This is a genomic window from Mycoplasmopsis alligatoris A21JP2, from assembly GCF_000178375.1.
In the GTDB taxonomy this organism is placed as follows: Bacteria; Bacillota_I; Bacilli_A; order Mycoplasmatales; family Metamycoplasmataceae; genus Mycoplasmopsis; species Mycoplasmopsis alligatoris.
This window is the reverse complement of the sequence record NZ_ADNC01000006.1, coordinates 1-21,301: the sequence shown is the minus strand read 5'-3', so window position 1 is coordinate 21,301 and position 21,301 is coordinate 1. Positions and strand designations below refer to the sequence as shown.

Annotated in this window: 13 protein-coding genes; 6 read left to right on the top strand and 7 right to left on the bottom strand. The window is 26.0% G+C overall.

Annotation, left to right across the window (positions count from 1 at the left end; genetic code table 4):
- Positions 1–118: 118 nt before the first annotated feature.
- From MALL_RS04395 to MALL_RS00750, 4 genes are all read right to left on the bottom strand, one after another.
- The gene (locus tag MALL_RS04395) at positions 119–280 is read right to left on the bottom strand and encodes a hypothetical protein (RefSeq protein WP_005683234.1); all 162 of its coding nucleotides are present in this window, start codon (positions 278–280) and stop codon (positions 119–121) included.
- 12 nt (positions 281–292) lie between these two features.
- Positions 293–2,332, bottom strand: coding sequence for a PTS fructose transporter subunit IIABC (locus MALL_RS00760; protein WP_005683246.1), 2,040 nt, complete (start codon positions 2,330–2,332; stop codon positions 293–295).
- A complete protein-coding gene (locus tag MALL_RS00755) occupies positions 2,323–3,261 on the bottom strand; it encodes a 1-phosphofructokinase family hexose kinase (protein ID WP_005683256.1) in 939 nt (312 codons plus the stop codon). Before MALL_RS00755 ends, MALL_RS00760 begins: the two co-directional genes overlap by 10 nt.
- 81 nt (positions 3,262–3,342) lie before the next feature.
- A complete protein-coding gene (locus MALL_RS00750; protein WP_005683244.1) occupies positions 3,343–4,113 on the bottom strand; it encodes a DeoR/GlpR family DNA-binding transcription regulator in 771 nt (256 codons plus the stop codon).
- 119 nt (positions 4,114–4,232) lie between these two features.
- On the opposite strand from MALL_RS00750, the gene trpS reads away from it, so the two are divergent.
- Genes trpS through MALL_RS00735 form a run of 3 tightly spaced genes read left to right on the top strand, consistent with a single transcriptional unit; the run spans position 4,233 to position 7,426 of the window.
- The gene (trpS, locus tag MALL_RS00745) at positions 4,233–5,222 is read left to right on the top strand and encodes a tryptophan--tRNA ligase (RefSeq protein ID WP_005683240.1); all 990 of its coding nucleotides are present in this window, start codon (positions 4,233–4,235) and stop codon (positions 5,220–5,222) included.
- A 7-nt stretch (positions 5,223–5,229) separates the two neighbouring features.
- Positions 5,230–6,972 (top strand): threonine--tRNA ligase, encoded by a 1,743-nt coding sequence (thrS, locus tag MALL_RS00740; RefSeq protein ID WP_005683241.1) that lies wholly within the window; start codon positions 5,230–5,232, stop codon positions 6,970–6,972.
- 1 nt (position 6,973) lies between these two features.
- Complete coding sequence (locus MALL_RS00735; protein WP_040545454.1) at positions 6,974–7,426, top strand: MAG3450 family membrane protein; 453 nt, start codon at positions 6,974–6,976, stop codon at positions 7,424–7,426.
- Between the two features lie 20 nt (positions 7,427–7,446).
- Here MALL_RS00735 and MALL_RS00730 read toward each other — a convergent pair whose 3' ends face one another.
- From MALL_RS00730 to hisS, 3 genes are all read right to left on the bottom strand, one after another.
- On the bottom strand, positions 7,447–9,336 hold the full coding sequence (locus MALL_RS00730) for an MIP family Ig-specific serine endopeptidase (protein ID WP_005683258.1): 1,890 nt from the start codon (positions 9,334–9,336) through the stop codon (positions 7,447–7,449).
- Between the two features lie 219 nt (positions 9,337–9,555).
- Entirely contained in the window at positions 9,556–11,256 is a 1,701-nt protein-coding gene (gene aspS, locus MALL_RS00725; protein ID WP_005683250.1) for an aspartate--tRNA ligase, read from the bottom strand.
- Position 11,257: 1 nt separating this feature from the next.
- Entirely contained in the window at positions 11,258–12,643 is a 1,386-nt protein-coding gene (gene hisS, locus MALL_RS00720; protein ID WP_005683238.1) for a histidine--tRNA ligase, read from the bottom strand.
- A 118-nt stretch (positions 12,644–12,761) separates the two neighbouring features.
- Between hisS and MALL_RS00715 the strand changes: the two genes are divergently transcribed.
- The 3 genes from MALL_RS00715 to MALL_RS00705 form a co-directional block, all read left to right on the top strand.
- Positions 12,762–16,604: an MGA_1079 family surface serine endopeptidase gene (locus MALL_RS00715; RefSeq protein ID WP_005683254.1), complete on the top strand. Its 3,843-nt coding sequence runs from the start codon at positions 12,762–12,764 to the stop codon at positions 16,602–16,604.
- Positions 16,605–16,740: 136 nt separating this feature from the next.
- Positions 16,741–18,555 (top strand): transglutaminase domain-containing protein, encoded by a 1,815-nt coding sequence (locus MALL_RS00710; protein WP_005683242.1) that lies wholly within the window; start codon positions 16,741–16,743, stop codon positions 18,553–18,555.
- A 245-nt stretch (positions 18,556–18,800) separates the two neighbouring features.
- Positions 18,801–21,301 (top strand): glycoside hydrolase family 2 TIM barrel-domain containing protein (locus MALL_RS00705; RefSeq protein ID WP_005683249.1); only part of this gene is annotated, 2,501 nt, incomplete at its 3' end.

Genomic DNA, 21,301 nt, shown 5'->3' with positions numbered 1-21,301 from the left:
AAGTTTTTTTAAATTTTCTCATCAGGGAATACAAGAAAAATATTTTATCTATTTTATTAAAAATGTTTTTTATATTATTCTCTGTATACTCAGTGTATTTTAATTAAATTATTTTTTGTTAATAAATTTTATCATGTTTAGTATTTTTACTTACTTGCTTATATAAAATTTCTTCAAAAAGTTTTTTTGTTATATAGTTAAATAATTTCTCATTTTCATCATTGTCGTAAATGCTCAATGAGTCTATTATCAAATTATTTTTTGCTATTATTGTATACATAATCTCTTTAAATTATTTTTTGAATTTTTTAAGATAAACTCCATTCCCTATAGGAATACCTTTTCATCTTTTTAATTCTGCTTCAGGATGTTTTTTCTTTAATATTCCTAAAATTAATGCTCCTAGAACTGCTCCTACTGCTAAAGCTAATAAGTATCAATATCAGTTTTGTGCAACGGCAAAGACAAATATTCCTCCATGAGGTGCTGGAATTGAAGCTCCTAGAGCTGCTGACATTCCACCAGCTACTGCACTACCAACAATACTTGCTCCTATAACTCTAAAAGGATCTGAAGCAGCATATGGAATTGCTCCTTCAGTAATAAAGCTTAATCCCATTAAATAGTTTACTTTAGAATCTTTTCTTTCTTTTGAAGAATATTTTTGTGGGAATAAATCGGCTGATAAAGCAATTACTAAAGGTGGAACCATTCCACCAATCATAACAGCGGCCATAATTCATGGTTGATTTAATCCATTAGGATCAACTGATGCTACACCAATGGTATATGCTACTTTATTAATTGGTCCACCCATATCAACAGCCATCATACCAGCTAATAACATACCTACACCAATTTTAAATGTTAATGAAATTTCTTTTTGTGATTCAACTAAATCTTTTAGTCCTTTATTAATATAAAAGTTTAAATACCCTAATGGTGTATTGATTAAAAAGTACATAATTAAAGCAATTAGTAAAATTCCTAGAACTGGATAAACCAACATCGGTTTCATTCCGTCCATACTTTTAGGCATTCATTTAAAAGCATACCTTAGTCCTAAAACTAAGTAACCTGCTACAAATCCAGCAATTAATGCTCCTAAAAATCCGGCATTTGAACCTGTATTAATGATTGAAAAACTTGCTGAATTAGCTAAAAATCCTCCAACCATACCAACAGCTAAACCTGGTCGTCCAGCAATTGAAAAAGCAATAAATCCGGCTAATATAGCCATCATAAAGCCAAATGCTGCTCCACCAGCTCCCATAAAGAATTTAGCTACAGAAGCTGTGCTACCAAAATTGCTTCCAATAGCTTCTGTTCCATAAAAACTATCAATTAAAAAGGCTAATGCAATTAAAATTCCTCCACCTATAACAAATGGTAACATGTGTGAAACACCACTCATTAAATGTGTATAAAAGGTTTTAATAAATCCTTTTTGCTGACTTTTATCTTGATTATTTTTACTTGATGAATCTGTGTTTTTATAAACACTTAAATTATCATTAAGAGCACGATTAATTAAGTTTTGAGGATTTTTAATAGCGCTACTTACATCAGTTTTTAATAATCTTTTTCCTTCAAAACGATTTAATTCTACATTTGTATCAGCTGCAATAATAACTGCTTTAGCATTTGCTATTTCTTGAGTTGATAAAATATTTTTAGCTCCACCAGAACCTTGTGTTTCTACTTTAATTTCAACATTTAGTTCTTTAGCCATTTTTTCTAATGATTCTTGTGCCATATAGGTATGTGCTATACCAGTAGGACAAGAAGTAATAGCTACTAAATATTCTTTAGTTTGATTATTTGACTTAATTAGCACATTTTGTTCTTTTTGTTCTTCTTTACGAGCTAATTCATTTTCTTTGTTGCTTAATAAACTTAAAAATTCGCTTTTTGATTTAGCTTTAATTAATTTTTCAACTAATTCTTCATCTAAAAGCATTCTACTTAAATTAGCTAAAACATCTAAATGTAAGTTTTCTTGTGCATTGCCTTCAGGTGCTGCTATTAAAAAAACTAATTTAACTGGTTTATTATCTAGTGAACTATAATCAATTCCTTCTCTTAAAACAATTGCGCTTAAAACAGGTTTTTTTACAAATTCTCCTTTACCATGGGGAATTGCAATTCCATTTCCTACACCAGTACTAAATTCGTATTCACGTTTTCAGACTGCTTGAAGTAGTTTTTTAGGATCATTAATTTTTCCTGAAAGAGCGGCTAAATCAACTGCTCTTTTTAAAAGTTCATCTTTATTATTTATATTAGGTCTAAATAAAATTGTTTCTTTAGTTAATAAATCTTTTATTCTCATACTTCTCCTTCTTTTTTAATTAATTCATCGATTTCTTTAGAGCTAGCAATACCAGTTGTAAAAACTGTTGCAGAGCCACAATAATTTCCAAAGATGAATGATTTTTTTACATTTTTTGTTTGTAAATATTTACTTATAAAACCTGCAACCATACTATCGCCAGCTCCAGTAGAGCTTACAAATTTTCCTTTTATAGCTTCTCGATAGCTAAATTCTTGATTTTTATCAAGTAATAAAGAGCCTTGCCCGCCAAAAGAAATAACAACATTTTGAGCTCCTAGTTTTTGTAACTCTAAGGCTTTTAATTTAACTTGTTCCATTTGAGTTATTGGATTTTTAATTTCGCTTTTAAAAATTTCGTTTATTTCTTCAAGATTTGGCTTGATTAAAAACGGTTTGTATTTTAAAGTTGATATTAATAAATCTTTAGTTGCATCAACGATTAATAGAACTTTTTTTTGTTTAATTAATTCTAAAATTTGGACATATATGTCTTGTTTCATAATTGAAGGAATATTTCCTGCTATTACAACTACATCACCATCCTTTACCAAATATTGAATTTTAGTGTATAAATCATTTAAGTTTTTATCACTTATTAATGGGCCTGTTGCATTAATTATTAATTCTTTTTGGTTTTTTATATTGATTTTGACATTTGTTCTTGAATTTCCTTGAATATTTACAAAATCAGTAACTATATTTTTATGTTTTAAGATATTTACTATTTCGTTTCCTGTGAATCCTCCAACAAAACCTAAGGCAACATTTTCAGTTGCTAAATTATTAAGCATTATAGAAACATTAATTCCTTTTCCACCTACTTCATAGGCTTCTTTGGTACTTCTATTAATAAAATCAGTTTTTAATTCATATTCTGATTTTAGTGAATAATCAATTGTTGGGGATAAAGTAATTGTATAAATCATTTAACCTCCAATGTTAATTATAATAAAAAACCTTAAAAATCATTAAAAAACTACAAAAATAATTAAAAAATAACCATATGGTTATGCTTTAATTCATTTTATATTATCTAAATTCGGATTTTTTTCCGCATCTGATATTATTGTGGTTTTTTGATCGATTTTATGAAATTCAATTCCTTGATTTAATCCTACTTTGCTTTTATCTACTAATAAATAAACATGTTTTGATTTAGCAATAGCTGTTTTTTTAAAAATAGCTTCATTGATTTCAGGTGTTTTAAAACTTCCATTATTATTGAGCGTATTTGTTCCAAATATTCCTAAATCAAAGGTAAATAAATTTAAATTATCAAGAGCTATTGATCCTACTATATTTGATGTTTTATTTTTGATTTCACCACCTATTAAAATTACTTTTATATCATTATTATTTTTTAAATAATCAGCAACATTTAATGAATTAGTAACAACTATAATATTTTTTAAAGTGATAAGTTTAATTAATTCATATGTACTAGTTCCTGAATCAATAAAGATTGTTGTTAAATTTGTTTTTTTATTAATTTCAATACTAGCTTTTTTAGCAATTTTTAATTTTGAATCTTTTTGTAATTTTGTTCTTGATTCAAAAAGAATATCTACATTATTTTGTATTTGTTGTTTTTCTAAACAAGCACCTCCATGAACTTTTTTAAGTAGACCTTTTTTATCTAATTCAACTATATCAGCGCGTAATGTGGATTCACTTGCGTTTGTTAAAAACATTAATTTTTTTGTTGTAATTGCACCATTTAATGCCAATTGTTTTAAAATAATATCAATACGTTCTTGTTTTAATAATTTTTTTATCATAACTTAATTATTACACATAAAATTAAATCCTAATAAAGAATATTTTTGCTATAAATAAGTCTTGAAATTTTAAGCTTTGTAATATAATTTAAAATATAATTTTATTTACAAGGAACAAGATGAAAAAAAGATGTATTAGTGGTATAAAACCAACTGGTCAATTGACTTTAGGTAACTATATTGGAGGAATAAATAACTTTATTAAATTACAAGATGATTATGAAGCTTTTTACTTTATAGCTGATCTTCATGCCTTAACTATGGGTGATAATAATGCTAAAAAATTATATGAATCTAGACAAAGTGTAGCAGCTTTATATTTAGCTTGTGGTTTAGACACACAAAAAAGCACTATCTTTTTTCAATCTGATGTAATTGAACATGCTATGATGCAGTGATTATTGTCTAATGAAACAACTTTAGGCGAATTAAACAGAATGACACAATTTAAAGATAAATCACTAAAAGCTTCTAAACAGGCAAATGGTACTGAAAAAATACCAACCGGACTTTTAATTTATCCTACATTAATGGCTGCCGACATTTTACTTTATAATGCTCATGTTGTTCCTGTAGGTGAAGATCAAATCCAACATTTAGAACTAACTAGAAATATTGCAACTAGAATTAATAATAAATACAAACATAATTTTATTGTTCCAGAAGGATTTAGTCCTAAAGTAGGTGCTAGAATCAAATCTTTATCTGATCCAAATGTAAAAATGTCTAAATCAGAATCATCTAAATCAACAATTTATTTATTAGATGATCCTGAATTAGCTTATAAAAAGGTTTTAAAAGCAGTTACTGATAGTGAAAATAAAATATATATTTCAAACGATAAACCTGGTGTTTTAAACTTATTAAACATTTATGCAGCGCTAAACAATATTAGTTTAGAAGATGCAGAATTTCACTTTAAAGATGCTAATTACAAAGAATTTAAAGAACAAGTGGCATTATGCGTTAAAAACTTATTAATTGATATTCAAGAAAAATACGTATATTACTTGAAAAAAGTTGATCAAGTTTGCACAGATGGCGCACATGTTGCTAAAAAAATCGCAAAAGAAAATTTATCCCAATTAATGGAAAAAATGGGATTTTAGGAGAATTATGAAAGCAGATATTAAACTTAATCATACAACTTCACACTTACTAGGTGCAGCTGTTGAAAAACTCTATCCAGGTGTTAAACTAGGATTTGGTCCTGCAATAAGCGAAGGTTTTTATTATGACTTTGAATTTCTTGAAGCACTTTCAGATACAGAATTAAGTAAAATTGAAAAATTCATGAAAAAACTTGCATCAAGAAATTTAGTTATGCAACAAGTTGATCAATCACATTATAGTTTTGAAAATAAACCTTACAAAAAAGAACTTTATGATGAATTAGTTAAACAAGGTAAAACAATTACATTTTATGCATTAGTTGATCCGTTAAGTAAAGAAGAAATTTTTGTTGATTTATGTGCCGGAAACCATACAGAAGATACTAAAAAAATAAAAAACTTTAAGTTATTAAATTTATCTGGTGCTTATTGAAGAGGTGATTCAAATAATATTCAATTAACTAGAATTTATGGAACTTCTTGAGACACAAAAGAAGAATTGGCTACTTATTTAGAAATATTAAAAGATCGTAAAGAACGTGACCACCGTAAAATTGGAAAAGAAATGAAACTTTTTGCCTTTTCTAAATTATCAGGTCAAGGGTTACCAATTTGATTAGAAGATGGAATGGCAATTCATAATGAAATTAAAAATTTAGTTTTAAAAATGGACAAAAAATATGGATTTAGAGAAGTTTTAACACCTCACTTTGGTGAAGAAACTTTATATAAGATTTCAGGACATTTAGCGCACTATAAAGATGATATGTTTAAACCAATTGTAGTTGAAGGAGAAAGATTAATTCCTCGCCCTATGACATGTCCACACCATATTATTTGTTATAACATGGAAAAACGTTCATATCGTGACTTACCGATTCGTTATTCAGAACAATCACAGCTATATCGTTATGAAAAAAGTGGAGCACTAACTGGTTTAGAAAGAGTAAGAGGAATGCTTTTAACTGAGGGTCATATTTTTCTAAGACCTGACCAAATAGAAAGTGAATTTAAAACAATGTATGCTTTAATTAAAGAAACATTGGATCTTTTAAAAATCAAAATTAATTATATTTCGCTAAGTTTAAGAGATAAAGAAGATAAAGAAAAATATTTTGATGATGATAAAATGTGAAATTCTTCAGAAGCTCAATTACGTAAAGTTTTAGATGATTTAAACATTGAATATGAAGAAAAAATCGGTGAAGCTGCTTTTTATGGACCTAAAATTGATATTCAAATTTTTACTTCACTAGGTCATGAAATTACAATTTCAACATTGCAATTAGACTTTTTACTACCAAGTCGTTTTGAAATGAAATATACTGATAAAGATGGCGAAGAAAAAACACCAGTTTTATTACACCGTGGTTTAATTGGAACATATGAAAGATTTGTAGCAACTCTTTTAGAACAAACAAAAGGTAATTTACCATTTTGACTAGCACCTAAACAAGTGACTGTTATACCGGTACATGAAATTAATAATTATGAATATGCTAAAGAAGTAAATGAATTTTTATTTGCAAATGATATAAGAACAAAATTAGATGATCGTGAAGAAAGATTATCTAAAAAAATGCGTGAAGCTCAAATTTCTAAATCAAAATATCAACTAATTTTAGGTGATAAAGAACAAGAATCTAAAACTATTTCTTATCGTAAATATGGCGAAGATTCAACAACAACAACGAGTTTGGAAAAATTTTTAGAAATGCTAAACAATGACAAAAAGGCTTATAGATAAGATGAATAAACAACAAAATAAAGAACATACTATCAGACAAATAAAAGCTTTACAACAAAGAAAAAGATATTTTGCAATATTATTTACAGTATTATTTGTTTTATTTCCAGCAATACTATTTTGAGTTTTTGGTACAACTGATTCAAACTTAAAATATATTCCTTTTTGAGGTTTATCAATTGCTTTACCTTTATGAATAATTTTTATAACAGGTCTATGATTTATATTATATAAATTTAATATTATAGAAACTAAATCAATAGCTTTTATTATTCCATTTGCATTAGCTGCTGCTGGAATAATATGAAGCTATCAATTGGAATTGTGAGCCAGAGGTTTAATCTCACTAGGTTGTGTTTTAAGTACATTAATCTTCTTATTTATTTCAACTCATTTAGAAGAAAGAAATTTCCAAAAGAACTTTGATCAAGTTAAATCTGGAAAAGTTAAATAAAAACAGCATGTGCTGTTTTTTTAATAATTTTTATCAAATATCGCGGTCTTTTTAGAATCCTCAGAATTTTCAAATCCATTAGGATATAAGAATCTTAAATTTTCTCTATATGAAGTTCTTTGACGCGGATATAATCTTTTATCTGAACCATCAATTAAGTTGTGAGCGCTATAAACTGCGTTTGGAATGTCATAAAATGGTATATCAAAATTTTGTACAAAATTAGTATATCCACCATTTTTACTTATTTCTGTTGAATTTACACTTGCGTTTACACTACTATAAATACCTAAAGGTAAGCCATATTCGTTAGTTACCATTGAACCTGATGCTCCATAGTATAATGATGAAAAATTTAATCCTGAATTAAATCCATAATGATTAGCAAATGGTCTATTTCAGATATCACTATTAAAACTAACGTTTGATCCACCAAATCCGTTAGTATGCCCTAACGATGTCACAGATCATGTATTTTTAGTATTATATCTTTCGCTATTGTTGTTTCTTACTGCATATTGTTTTACATCTTTTGGATAACCTAGAATATATGCCATTTCTGCAGAGTGATTTGCTTTATCATAATTGTTAAATATTTTATATATTTTTCTTTTTGGCGCATGGAACATACTCGCATAATCATAAGAAACATATGGAATATCCCCTCTATCATGGTTAGGAACATCATTATTTTTTGTATATGATTTAATATTCTCAAAAGAATTAATTGCTTCTTGTATTCATGAACTAAATTCTTTACTATCTGAATTATCTTTTGTTAAATCAACATCAATTTCAAAAACGACAAAATCCTTATAATAGGTTGCTTTTTGATAATTATCTCTTATTATTTTTTTAGCATTTTCATCTGTAATTTCATAATTTTTAGCTTTTTCTTTTAATTTATTTATATAACCTTTTTCATCTTCATCATTCATAAATCCTGTAGCTGCAAAAACCATTTTAGGAGGAGTTAACATCGCTTCATTTTTTGCAGAACCAGAATCATTTTGAATATTTGTATAAAATTTAGCTGCTTCTGAAAAAGCTCCTAAAGAAGTTTTATCATTATGAGAAGAAAAATTTCTATTTGAAACTTTCGATCTTCCTAAATTTAAACCAAGAGTTGATGATAATTTTCCATCACTTGATTTCACATCATCTGAGTAATCAAATAATTCAGTTTTATTGTTTTCTAAAGTGTTTCTAATAGCTGAAGCAACGTGTAAATTTGTTGCAAAAAATAATTTATATTTATTTACTTGCTTATATTTGTAATAATCAAATAATCAAGTAGTTCCTTCATTCATTGAACTTAATTTTGTTATTTTATTATCATTTGCATCAACATCATTAGTAACAAAACTAACGGCAAATGTTCTTTTATAAATTGCATCATATAACTCAGAATCATTTTTTTTAGGTAATGTAGTAGTTGGCATTTTATCTCTATAGAATCCATTAACTCTGTCTAACATTCCAGGAAAACCAGGCGGTAACTGTGGATTAGATGGGTCAAAAGGTGTATTTGGCACGGAAGTAACAGGAGGTGCACTGACTGGTGCTCTTATAGGTAATGGACCTAATTCTTCTAATACTTCTAATTTTTCAGTTGAGGTTGGTTCTTTAGAGTCTGTTTTATTTGATTCGTTATTAGTATTTCCTACAACAGGATCTTTTGGTTTAACTTCTTTATCTTTATCAGTCTTGTTAACTTCTGGAGAAGTTTGATTTTTGTCCTTATTTTCTTTTGGAGTATCTGGTGTTGTATCTGAATTGTTTTTATTAGGATTTTCATCTTTTATACTTGAGTTTAAATTAACTCCACCGCTACATGCAACCATTGTTGTTGTAAGTAATGATGAAGAAAACAAAAATATTGCTTTTAATATGTTTCTATTTTTTTTCATGATTGAATTATAAATAATTTTTCTAAATATTAATATTACCTAAATAAACATGTGTATCATTTAATATTAATTAAATAAAAAGTAATATTTTCTAAATATTTATTATTAATAAATAAATATATTATTTTTTTATTTGAAATTTTTAACAATAGAAAAAGTAATTTAAAAAAATAACTATTATATTTTGACTAACTCATACAAATATAATAGTTAATTTTGTTATTTTTGGTCTTTTATAGTAATAAATACTTCATCTAAAGAATTTTGTTCAATATTATTTGGTGCATCAGTCATAACGTCTTGCCCTTTTGAGTTTTTAGGAAAAGGAATAACATCACGAATTGTTTTTTGGTTAGCTAAAATCATAATTAAACGATCCATACCTAAACCAATTCCACAATGAGGAGGTACGCCGTATTTAAATGCTCTTAAAAATCAACCGAATTTTTCTTCTTGTTGTTTTTTGTCAAGTCCTATCATATCAAACATTAATTCTTGTTCAACTGGATTATAAATTCTAGCTGAACCAGAACCTAGTTCAAATCCATTAAAGACTAAGTCATAACTTTTGGCCATAATTTTTTCTTTATCCATTGTTTTAACTTCTTCTAAATCATTATCGAATTGAGTGAAAGGATGGTGTGCAGCTTGTCATCTATTTTCTTCTTCAACAAATTCAAACATAGGTCAATCTGTAATTCAAGAAAAGTTGTATTCATCACGCGCATAGTTAAATAAGTTATTTAATTCAACTCTTAAAGCACCTAGTGCTTGACTAGCTGATTCATATTTATCAGCAGCAATAAATACTGTCCCATTAACAATATTTTGTTTTTTGATTAATATATCAACTTCTTCTTGAACTTTTGAAGCAAAGTTAGAATGTATTACTTTTGAATTTTCTATTGCAAAATAAAATAAGGCGTTTACTTTGTTTTTCTTAGCTATTTCAGATATATTTTTAAATGTTTTTTTTTCAATAATTTGCTCAATTATTAACATTCTTTTAGAAGAAGCATTTTTAATAATATTAAAGTCGGTGCTGTTACAAAATTCGTTAATATCTTGAATTTTTAAATCAAATCTTAAATCAGGTTTGTCAGTTCCATAATCTCTTATGCAATCAAAATATTTTAGTCTTTGGAAAGGAATTTTAATTTCTATTCCAATTTTATGCATTACATATTTGAATAATTTTTCTATATATGCTTGAAAGTTTTCTACACTTAAATAACTTGTTTCAATATCTAATTGGATAAATTCAAGTTGACGATCTTTTCGAGAATCTTCATCTCTAAAACATTTAGCAAATTGATAATATCTTTCTAAACCAGATACCATTAATAATTGTTTAAACAATTGCGGTGATTGAGGTAAAGCAAAAAATTTACCTTCATTTCTTGTTGGAACTAAAAAATCTCGAGCTCCTTCTGGTGTTCCTTTGGCTAAAATAGGTGTTTCCATTTCTAAAAAATCATTTTCTTGCATAAATTCTCTTATTGCATGAAATACTTTATTTTTTAGAATTAGATTTTTTTGCATTATTGGTCTACGCAAATCTAAATAACGATATTGAAGTCTATTCTCTTCTTTAACTTCTACATCATCTCGTACTACAAAAGGTAAATCGTTAGCTAAAGATAAAACTTTATATGATTCTACTAATATTTCAATTTGACCAGTTTCAAGTAATTTATTTTCTTCTTTTCTTAGTGCAACTGTACCAGTTACTTCTAAAACGCTTTCACGGCTAAAGGTAGTGTTTTCTTTAAAAACTAATTGAGTAATTCCGTATCTATCACGTAAGTCAATAAAACTTAATTCTCCAAATTTTCTTTTGTTTGCTACAAAACCGTATAATGTTACTTTTTTACCAATATCACTTGCACGTAGTTGATTATTATTAATTGTCTTGTTCATTTTAATCTCCATAATCTTCATTATTTATTTCATCTAATAAATAATCATAATTTCCATTTTCATCTGAATCTGCAATAAATTGGAAAATAGTTCTAAGCTCTGTTCCTTCTGGACTAACATTGATTTTTTCTCCGGTTTTCATGTTTTTTAGCACATATAAACCATCATCTTTGCTTCCATCATCAAACATAATAAAAGCTGCATTATACTTATTAGCTCTTTCAAAAATTTTCTTTACTTTAATAATGTCATATTCAAATTTTGTTTTTAAATTTGAACTTATAAAAGCATCATTAATTGTAAATAATTCGCTTAAATTATCTGTATCGGTTGAACTAGCTATATAAATATCAATATTATTTAAGTCGTCAAGAACATAACTTTCTAGTGATTTATGTTTAAAGTCTGGATTTTTTTTGTCTTGTTCATAGTCTTTTTCAATTAATTCTCTTATTAGAAAAACAATTCGATCAATTCCTATTCCCATTCCAACGCTTGAAACATTTTTCCCACCTAATAATGCAAAAAGATTTGAATATCTTCCACCACCTATAAGAGTGCTTTGTGAGCCGCTCATAGGGTTTTTTGAAACAAATTCAAAAACTACTTCATCATAATAATCAAGTCCTCGAACTAATTTGTTGTTAATTTGGTATTTAATTTGAAAATCATCTAATAAATATGTTATTTCATTAAAGTAAGCTTTTGATTCTTCACTTATAAATTTAGAAATTTTAGGTGCATTTTTCATAAAATCTTTTTTGCTAGCAATTTTATCATCTAAGATTCTTAAGACATTTCCTTCTAATCTTTTTTGACTAATTTCGCTTAATTGATCTTTAAAAGGTAATAAATATTTTTTAAGAGCTTTTTCATATTCATTACGACTTTGTGCATCACCTATGCTATTAATTATTAAATTGTATTCGATATTTAAATCATCTAATAGTTTAGATCCCAGTTTTATTATTTCAACATCTTTTAGATAATTTTTAGTGCCAACTATTTCCATACCTGCTTGATAAAATTGTCTATATCTTCCACTTTGAGGTTGCTCATAACGAAACATTGGTCCATAATATGCAAATTTTTGATTATCTAAAGTATCTCAACGATTTTCAATATAAGCTCTAACAAAAGGTGCAGTTCCTTCAGGTCTTAAAGTTAAACTTCTTTGGGCTTTATCAAAAAACTCATACATTTCCTTGTTAACAATATCGCTATTTTCAACACTTTTTCTAAATAATTCTGAATGCTCTAAAATTGGTGTTTCTACCATTGAAAAGTCATTACTCATAGACAATTCTTTGAATTGACTAGTAACCATATTTTTTAAATATCAGTGAATTGGATTGTAATCAATTGTACCTTTTACTTTTTTATACATTTTTCCTACTTTCTAAATTAATTTATATTATATTATGAATTAAAAATTATTACTTTATTTTTTAAATTTAAACATATTAATTAATAAAAATTGTACAATATTGTTAATCGAGGTAGACATGAAAAAAAGACTATTAAGTATTTTAAACGCTAGTTTAATAACTACATCTATATTTTTGGTTTCTTGTGCAAAAAATATAGATACTAGTGCGACAAATTCAACTGATTCAAAGGATAATAAAGAAAATATAAGTGATTCAGGAACAAGTAATAAAAATAATAAAAAAGATGCAAATACAGGTTCAAGTAATAAACCTGAAAACTTAAATACTGGAACAAATACTACAGATAAAAATGATAACCCAGGCAATAATGACAATAATGCACCTGAAAAACTTGTAGACGGTGATAAAGACAAAGAAAGTAAAGATAAAGAAATTGAAAAATCTCCAGTTATAACTGAAGAAATTAGAAAAAATTTTGAAGCTAACACAAAAGAAGCAACTGTAATTTTTAAAAAAGATATTCAAGAGGGAATAGATAGATTCAAAATTAATTTATATTCAGGAAGTATAAACAAAGAAAACTTTAAAGTTTATTTTGGACTTGAAAAAGGACAAAATTTAGACTATGAATTAAAAGAAATTAAAACTGATAAAAATAACAATAATTTAGTGAACTATGTAGTTTTACTTAAAGATAAAAAATCTAGTTTAACTAAAGAAACAACTGTTAGTCATGCTTTTGATAAAAAAATCGATGATTTAATAAACGAGTATAGTAAAACCAACAATTTAAGTGATTATTTTAGCTATGATACATCTATTTTAAGTAAATATCAAGCAGATGAAATGTTTGACAAAGCACATCCAAATAGATATAAAGAATTTTTAACAACTAAAGTAAATAGATATTTTACATATGATATAAATACTGTTGAATTTACTAACTCTAGAAAAGCTGATCTTAAGCTTAATATGTATTTGCATGATAAAAAGGTAAAAGAATTTTCAATAAAAACTGAAGTGTTTAAAGGTTCACCATATTTTAATTTAACTGAAGAAGAAAAAGAAGAAAAAGATGTAAAGTCATTAATTGCAAGAGGTAATTTAAGTCTAGAATTAAGAAATCCAGATGTTTTACCAACAATGTTCATGGCTAGCGAAATAGATTTAAATAAAGTTTTTAAAACACAAGAATTTAAAAATTTTGAAATCACTATAGAAAAAGAAGAAAGTAGAACGGCAGATCAGGCATATAGTGATAAAAATGCATTTTTATACTATAAATATAAAGTGACAAATAAAACAAGTAAAAAAACTTATCAATCTAGATACACAAAATTAGAATTTCTTAAAAAGCCTAATGACCCCGATTTTGATTCCACAAGACACAATGATGAGTTTTTTAAAGAAGTTCCTGGCAAAAATATCCCTGCAGACTTAAAAAATAAAGTAGATAAAATAAATGGAACAAATTTTGAATTAAGATTAACTAATAATTTTAGTTATCTAGATCCCGAAAATATGACTGGAAAAAATTTAAAATACTTTTTAAAATTCGTTGGTAATAATTCTAAAAATGAAGAAGGTGATAAAAATTCGTTTGGAGGTGATTTTAAAGATTCTGGCTCTACTCCTACAATTGCGAAACCTGGTCAAATATATTTAACAAGTGATCAAAAAAATGATACTAACATAAACGAATTAAGAAAAAATTATTTTATTGTCTTTTTTGATGTTAATTCTAAACTTCAAAACTCTAGATCTTTAACAAGCTTGCAAGGGAATAAAGATACCCTTATGTTCAAGATTGGTTTTATTTCAAAAAATGATCCATCCATCAAATATGCTTCTAAAACTATTACATTAACTAATTTATCTAATACATTAGCTGATACCATTTATCCAATCAATGATTTAAATAACATTAGATTAAGTAATTTAGATTTAAATGTTAAAGGAGTCGATTTTGTTGGAGGTATGAATACAATTACTGCAGATACTTTTGCAAAAGCATTTAAAGATAAATCACAAGTTTATTCATCTCAATACAAAGATTTTATAAAAGTTATCTATGACAAAAAAATGTATTACAAGAAATATGACTTAGAACGAACTGAAAATAGTAAATATAAAATTAAAGACTTTGAAATCGCAAACATAAAAGAAATAAATGATAAAGAAGGTTCACTTTATGTACAATTCAAATATAAAGATAAGTTATCTAATAATTGAATAAAGATAGAAGGTTTTAAGAATAATTCATCTGCTTCATATGATAAAAAGAATAATGAATCTTTAATAAAAGAATTAGGATTACAAGATAATTTAATAGAAATACAAAATTCAGATACTTCATTTTTAAGAAAAAGAAAAATTGAGTTTAACACAAAAACTGGAGAATGAAATTCTTCATTTGATAAAAAATCTGTAAACTTTTTAATGAAGAAAATGTATTATGAACCAATATTTGAAAATACAAAAAATAATTTAAAAAATAGATTTATTTATGTTTCTTTACCAGTCTTCTTTAATAATAATTTATTGCAATTTAAAGAAAAATATTTAAATGATGAATCACGCTATGCTCAAGTGAAAATAGATTACAATGAATTAACTAAATCAAAGAAAATAAACTTTAATAATTTAGAAATAAAAGGTGCTTTCTTTTCTAAACAAACCACTACTTTAATTAATGTAATTGTAGAATTAGCTGAAGATGGAATTAAGTTTTTAGTTAGACCTGTAAATAATGAATATAAAATAACTCAAAATCCTAAAAAAGATGTTGACCAAGGATACATTTCTTTAACAGGAAATGAAGTAAGTGATAAGGATCTTAAAAAAGATATAGCAATTTATTTTGACAAAAGGGCAACAAAAATTTATTTACAATATGAAAACAATTTAAGTGACGAAAAATTTGTAGATTATCAAACAAATAAATTTGATTACGAAAAAGTTACATTTACTCAAGAAAATGAACCTATTATTTTAAGAAATAAATCTGAAGATATTTTTAAATTCAATTTTAATCAAAATGTTTCATCAAAGTGAAATGAAGGGTATAAGCCTAAACTAGAATATTTACATGAAGATTATGAATTTAAAGGCGCAAAAGATATAAAAGATAGAACTTTTGCTGGTAAGTTCGGTTCTTGAACTATGTTAAGAAAATTAAACAATGATCCAATTGATTATAAATATTATTTAATTACAAATCAACACGTTATCGGAAACCATATACATTATGATATGTCAAAATCAATAGTAGGAACAACTATGAGTTCAAATTTAATTATGCACGCAAAAGATTTTTCAAATGACTATTTTAATGGAGAAGGCTATTGATCAGGTGCATATACAACAGGAACAGAAGTAACTGAATTTTGAAACGCAAGTTCTAATCAAAAAGACAAAAATGGAAACGGTTCACACTCTATTGATGCTAATATAGTTATAGTTGATATAAAAAGCACAATTGACAAATTAAAAAGAGAATCGAAATTTGAATTTGCAGCTTGATTAGAAAACTGATCAAAATTAGAACCGTTAAAAATTTCATATGAAAACGAAGAATTTAATATTGAAAACAATTTAGCTGTTGATTATGTTTTTAGTGGTTTTCCGTATGGTAAAAAAGCAAATTACATCTACCATAGAGTTGAAAACAATAGCGACACAATTGGATTTAGTGGTGATGGAATTAGTCCTATTTACCATAACTCTGGAAACAGTGGAACTGGTGTAATGGATAATCAAGGAAATTATATTAGTATTATTAACTCTGGTTCGCCTAGAAAAGGTTTAACTTCTTGAAAATTAGCTAAACACAATGTTGATTATTATGGATTAAATGATCCATTTAAACAAAAAAATGACTTTAGTATAATTGCTCATTTATTAAGAGCTAATGCTTATGATCCAAGCGTTTACGAATTATTTGAAGAAATGAAATAATAATAATTTATTGGCTTAATTGCCAATATTTTATTTTTCTTTTTAAAAAATATTTCTAAATATTGATCTTATTAATATTTATTTGCCGAATTATTTTTTTTAATTATTCAACTAAAAGTTTAAATATAATTTAAATATGATTAAAAAAATATTAGTAATAACTTCTACTTTTACTTTGCCTCTTGTTACTATTTCTTGTAATGTTTCAGTAGAAGGTGAGCCAAAAAATACTGAAAAAATTGATGAAAACAACTCATCAAATATTTTGCCTGTAGAAAACGATAATTTTAAGGACCCAGATAAAGATACAATATCAAAAAATGCTTCTGTGCCTTTAATACGAATTAATACAAACATAATTATTAAAAAAGATAATAAACAAAATGATAATAAAGAATCACCGTTAATTAAAACAATTCCTTCTATTCCTATTGTGCCTATAAACAAGAATAATAAAGAAAAAGAAGATAATAATAAACCAATTTCTAATAAACCGGTAGAAAATCAACCAAATTTAGCAATAAATGAGCCAAAAAAGGAAAATATTTCATATAATTTATCTCAAACCTTTAAAACATCATCAGATGCATTAAAAGAAATAGATTTATATATAAAAAATCTTGATAAAAAAACAATTCAAGAACAATTAATTGAAAATCTTAATCAAGAAAAAGAACAAATAATTAATACTTTTACAATTAATCATAATTCCTTTAAAAATTTAAACGATAAAGATTTATTAAACATAATTCCTGAAGTTAAAATTCAAGCATATGATTCTAAAAGTAACTACTTAAAAGCTACTGCTACACTCAAATTTAAGTTTAACAAAGATGTTTTTATTAATAATTTATTTCACTTTAAAAAAGATTCTCAAATGGAATTAAACTATATTATTGATGGAAAAATTGAAAGCACAATTGAGCACAATACCTTTATTCAAGCTGCTTGAGGAGTCAAAAACATAAAAAGAGAACAGAAAAATTGAACTACATTTTCATATGTAAATGGGAACTACTTAACTACTAATAAAGACATTAGCACTACTCAAAATTTAGTTGTTAAAATTAATAAAAACAAGTTAAATATTGCAACTATTTATGATACTTTTGAAAAACTTAAAGATAATTTATGAGGTTATAATTTACTTGATGCAAATGATAAAAAGCTTTATGAAAAAGTAGTTTATGCTTTAGAAAATAATTTAAATTATGTAAAAGTAAATTATGCAACAAGCGGATTAAAACTAGAATTAAGTCCTTCTGAAATAGCAAATATTTCTAAAATTACACGATTAATTAAAGGTGACTTTTTTGGTCGATTTTATTATTTAAAAAATTATGATACTAGACACAATATCATTTCTTTTATTTATCAACCTTTTAGTTACGATGTAAATATAAATTATTTTAAAGATAATACAACTTTACAAGGTCAAGTTAATAATTGGATAAGAGACAATTTAGAAGTTAAAGTAGCGCAAGCACAAAGTACTGAACAAAAATTTAAATTAATTCATGATGAAGTACTAAAACATGTTTCTTATGGTGGATTAAGTCGTTCTGAAGGTGGAGATTTAAGAGGATTTTTAATTCAAAAAGTTGTTTGTCAAGGTTATGCAGCAATTATTAATTACTTTAGTCAATATTTTGGAATACCTTCAATTTATTTAGATGGAGATGTTAATCTAGGTTCTACTATTAACACAGAAACAAATAAACTTACCGATGCATCAGGCCGTCATGCTTGAAATATGGTTAAAATTGATAATAATTGATACTATGTTGATCCAACTTGAAACGATAGTTTTATACCTTCTGGCCAACCTCATCATCGTTGATATTTACTTTCTAGAGAAGACTTTTTTAAGTCTAATGAACATGTAAGAGATGATGCAAGCATTTTCTTAAACAATCTACCTGAATCAAATATAACCTTTAACAAGTCATAAAATGAATAAAAAATAAACAAATATAGGTAAAATAATTGAAATTTTGCTTATATTTTTTAATTATTTTTATATTTAATGAAAATTTTTTTATAGAATTTTAAATAAAATAATGAATTTTTTTACTTATATCACTATATCATAGTGCTTTTGGATAAACAACATTCAAAAAAACCTTATTGAATAATTATTACATTTAAAAAAAATATAATTATTTAGAAACTAGATTGTTTCTTATAAGGATTCAAATGAAGAAAAAAATTATTTTAGGAATTGTTAGTACATTAACAATTTCAACTAGCATTATTGCTATTGCATGTAATAAAAATACAAGCAAAAAAGAAGACAAAAACGAAGTTATTAGTCCAACTGAAAAAGAAAATGGCACAAATAATAAAAATACTCTAAAAAGCCCAAGACAAGATATTAAAGAAGAAAAATTAGATTTTAGTCAGCGTAACATAAAACTAATGGATAATTGAAAATTCTTTTACGGAAATAAGGATAAAGCAGAATTAAATAATTTTGATGATTCTACTTTTAGTAATTTAAATTTGCCACATGACTATAGTTTAGGTTTAGATTATGATCTTAAAAAAGGTGAAGCAGAAAGTGGGTTTAAACTTGGTAATATTGGTTGATACCGTAAAGAAATTTTTATACCTTTAGAGCTTAAAAATAAACGAATTCGTTTAAATTTTGGTGGTGTTTATAACAATGCTGAAGTTTTTGTAAATGGTAAAAAAATAGGATTTCATCCATACGGATACACTCCGTTTGCTTTTGATATTACAAGTTTTGTAGAATTCAATAAAAGCAATTTAATTGCTGTTAAAGTTAATCATAAATTCCCTTCATCACGTTGATATTCAGGTTCAGGAATTTATCGTGATGTTTCCTTGAGTATCTTTGACCAAGTACATATTGACAAATATGGTGTTAATATTCAAGCTCAAAACTTAAAAGAAAACTTCAATAAAGAAGTTACTCTAAAAATTAAAACAAATTTAGTAAACAATACAAAAGAAGCAAAAAAATTAAAAATAGTTCATGAATTATTTGATAAAGATAATAAATTAGTAACTAAATTTGAAGGAAATTCAAACGTAACAAATGCTTTAAATAGTGTTTTTGAAAGTGAATTAAAAGTAAACAAACCACAATTATGAGATTTAAACTCACCAGTTTTATATAAACTTAAAACTCAAGTTTTTGTCGACAATAAACTTCTTGATTCAGAAGAAAACGACTATGGATTTAGATTTTTTGAATTTGACAAAGATAAAGGATTTTTACTTAATGGAAAAAATATAAAACTTAAAGGTGTTTCAATGCATCATGATCAAGGTTCTTTAGGAGCAGCATCGTTTTATGATGCTACTTTAAGACAAGTAGAAATTTTAAAAGAAATGGGTACAAATACAATTAGAGTTACTCATAATCCAGCTAGTGATACTTTAATTGATATAGCAAATAAAAAAGGTATGCTTGTTATAGATGAAGCTTTTGATACATGATTAAGACCAAAAAATGGTAATTGAAACGACTATTCAGCATTTTTTGACAAAGTTATTGAAAAAGATAATCCAATAATTGGAAAAGAATCTGAAAATATGACTTGAGCTGAATTAGATACTAAAACCATGGTAAAAAGAGGGCAAAACTCACCTGCAATTATTATGTGATCGGTAGGAAATGAACTTCTTGAAGGTCAAGATGGATCAAGAAACAAAGAATATGAAAAAGTCATGGAAAATATGATGAACTGAATTAAAAGCATTGATCCTACTAGACCTGCTACATTTGGAGATAATCACTTAAAAAATAATAATGGTTTATCAATTGCTTTAGCTAAAATTATTGATAAACATGGTGGAATTGTTGGATTTAACTACGCTAAAAATGGTACTTTTGATGATTACAAGAAACGTTTTCCTGATTGAAAAATATATGCAGCTGAAACATCAAGTGCTGTAAATAGTCGTGGAGTTTATAATGCTAATTATAGAACTGAAGGATATAATGATATACAAAATGCAGATTATCTTTTAACAGGCTATGATCGCTCAAAAGTGGGTTGAGGAGATACATCTGCTCAATCATGAGACTATGTAATTAAAAGAGATTTTGTTGCAGGTGAAATGATTTGAACTGGATTTGATTATTTAGGTGAACCAACTCCTTGAAATGGTGTTGGCGCTGGAACTAATAGACAAAATCATCCTAAAAGCTCATATTTTGGAATAGTTGATACTGCTGGACTACCAAAAGATAGATACTATTTCTATAGATCACAATGAAATGATAGTGATACTACTTTACATGTTTTACCAGAATGAAAAGAAAGCATGATTAAAAAAGACAACGATCAAAAAGTTGATGTAGTTGTCTATACCAATGCGCATAAAGTAAAATTATTTAAAGTAGTAAATGGAAAAGAAGAAGATTTAAATCTTGAAAAATCTTTTACTGAAACTAAAACAAAAGCTGGATTTACAAATCGTTACTATACTGGTCCAGATAAATCAAATAAAGATTTTGAAAATCTATTCTTTACATTTAAAGTTCCTTTCTTTGAAGGAAAATTAGTTGCAAAAGCCTATGATAAAGAAGGAAAACTAATTGAGAAAACTGTCGGAAGAAAAAGTGTTGAAACTTTTAGTGAAGCTAAAAAAATGGATCTTAATTTATCTAAAAAAGAACTTAATGCAAACAATCAAGATCTATTGTATGTTGAAGTTTCAATAAA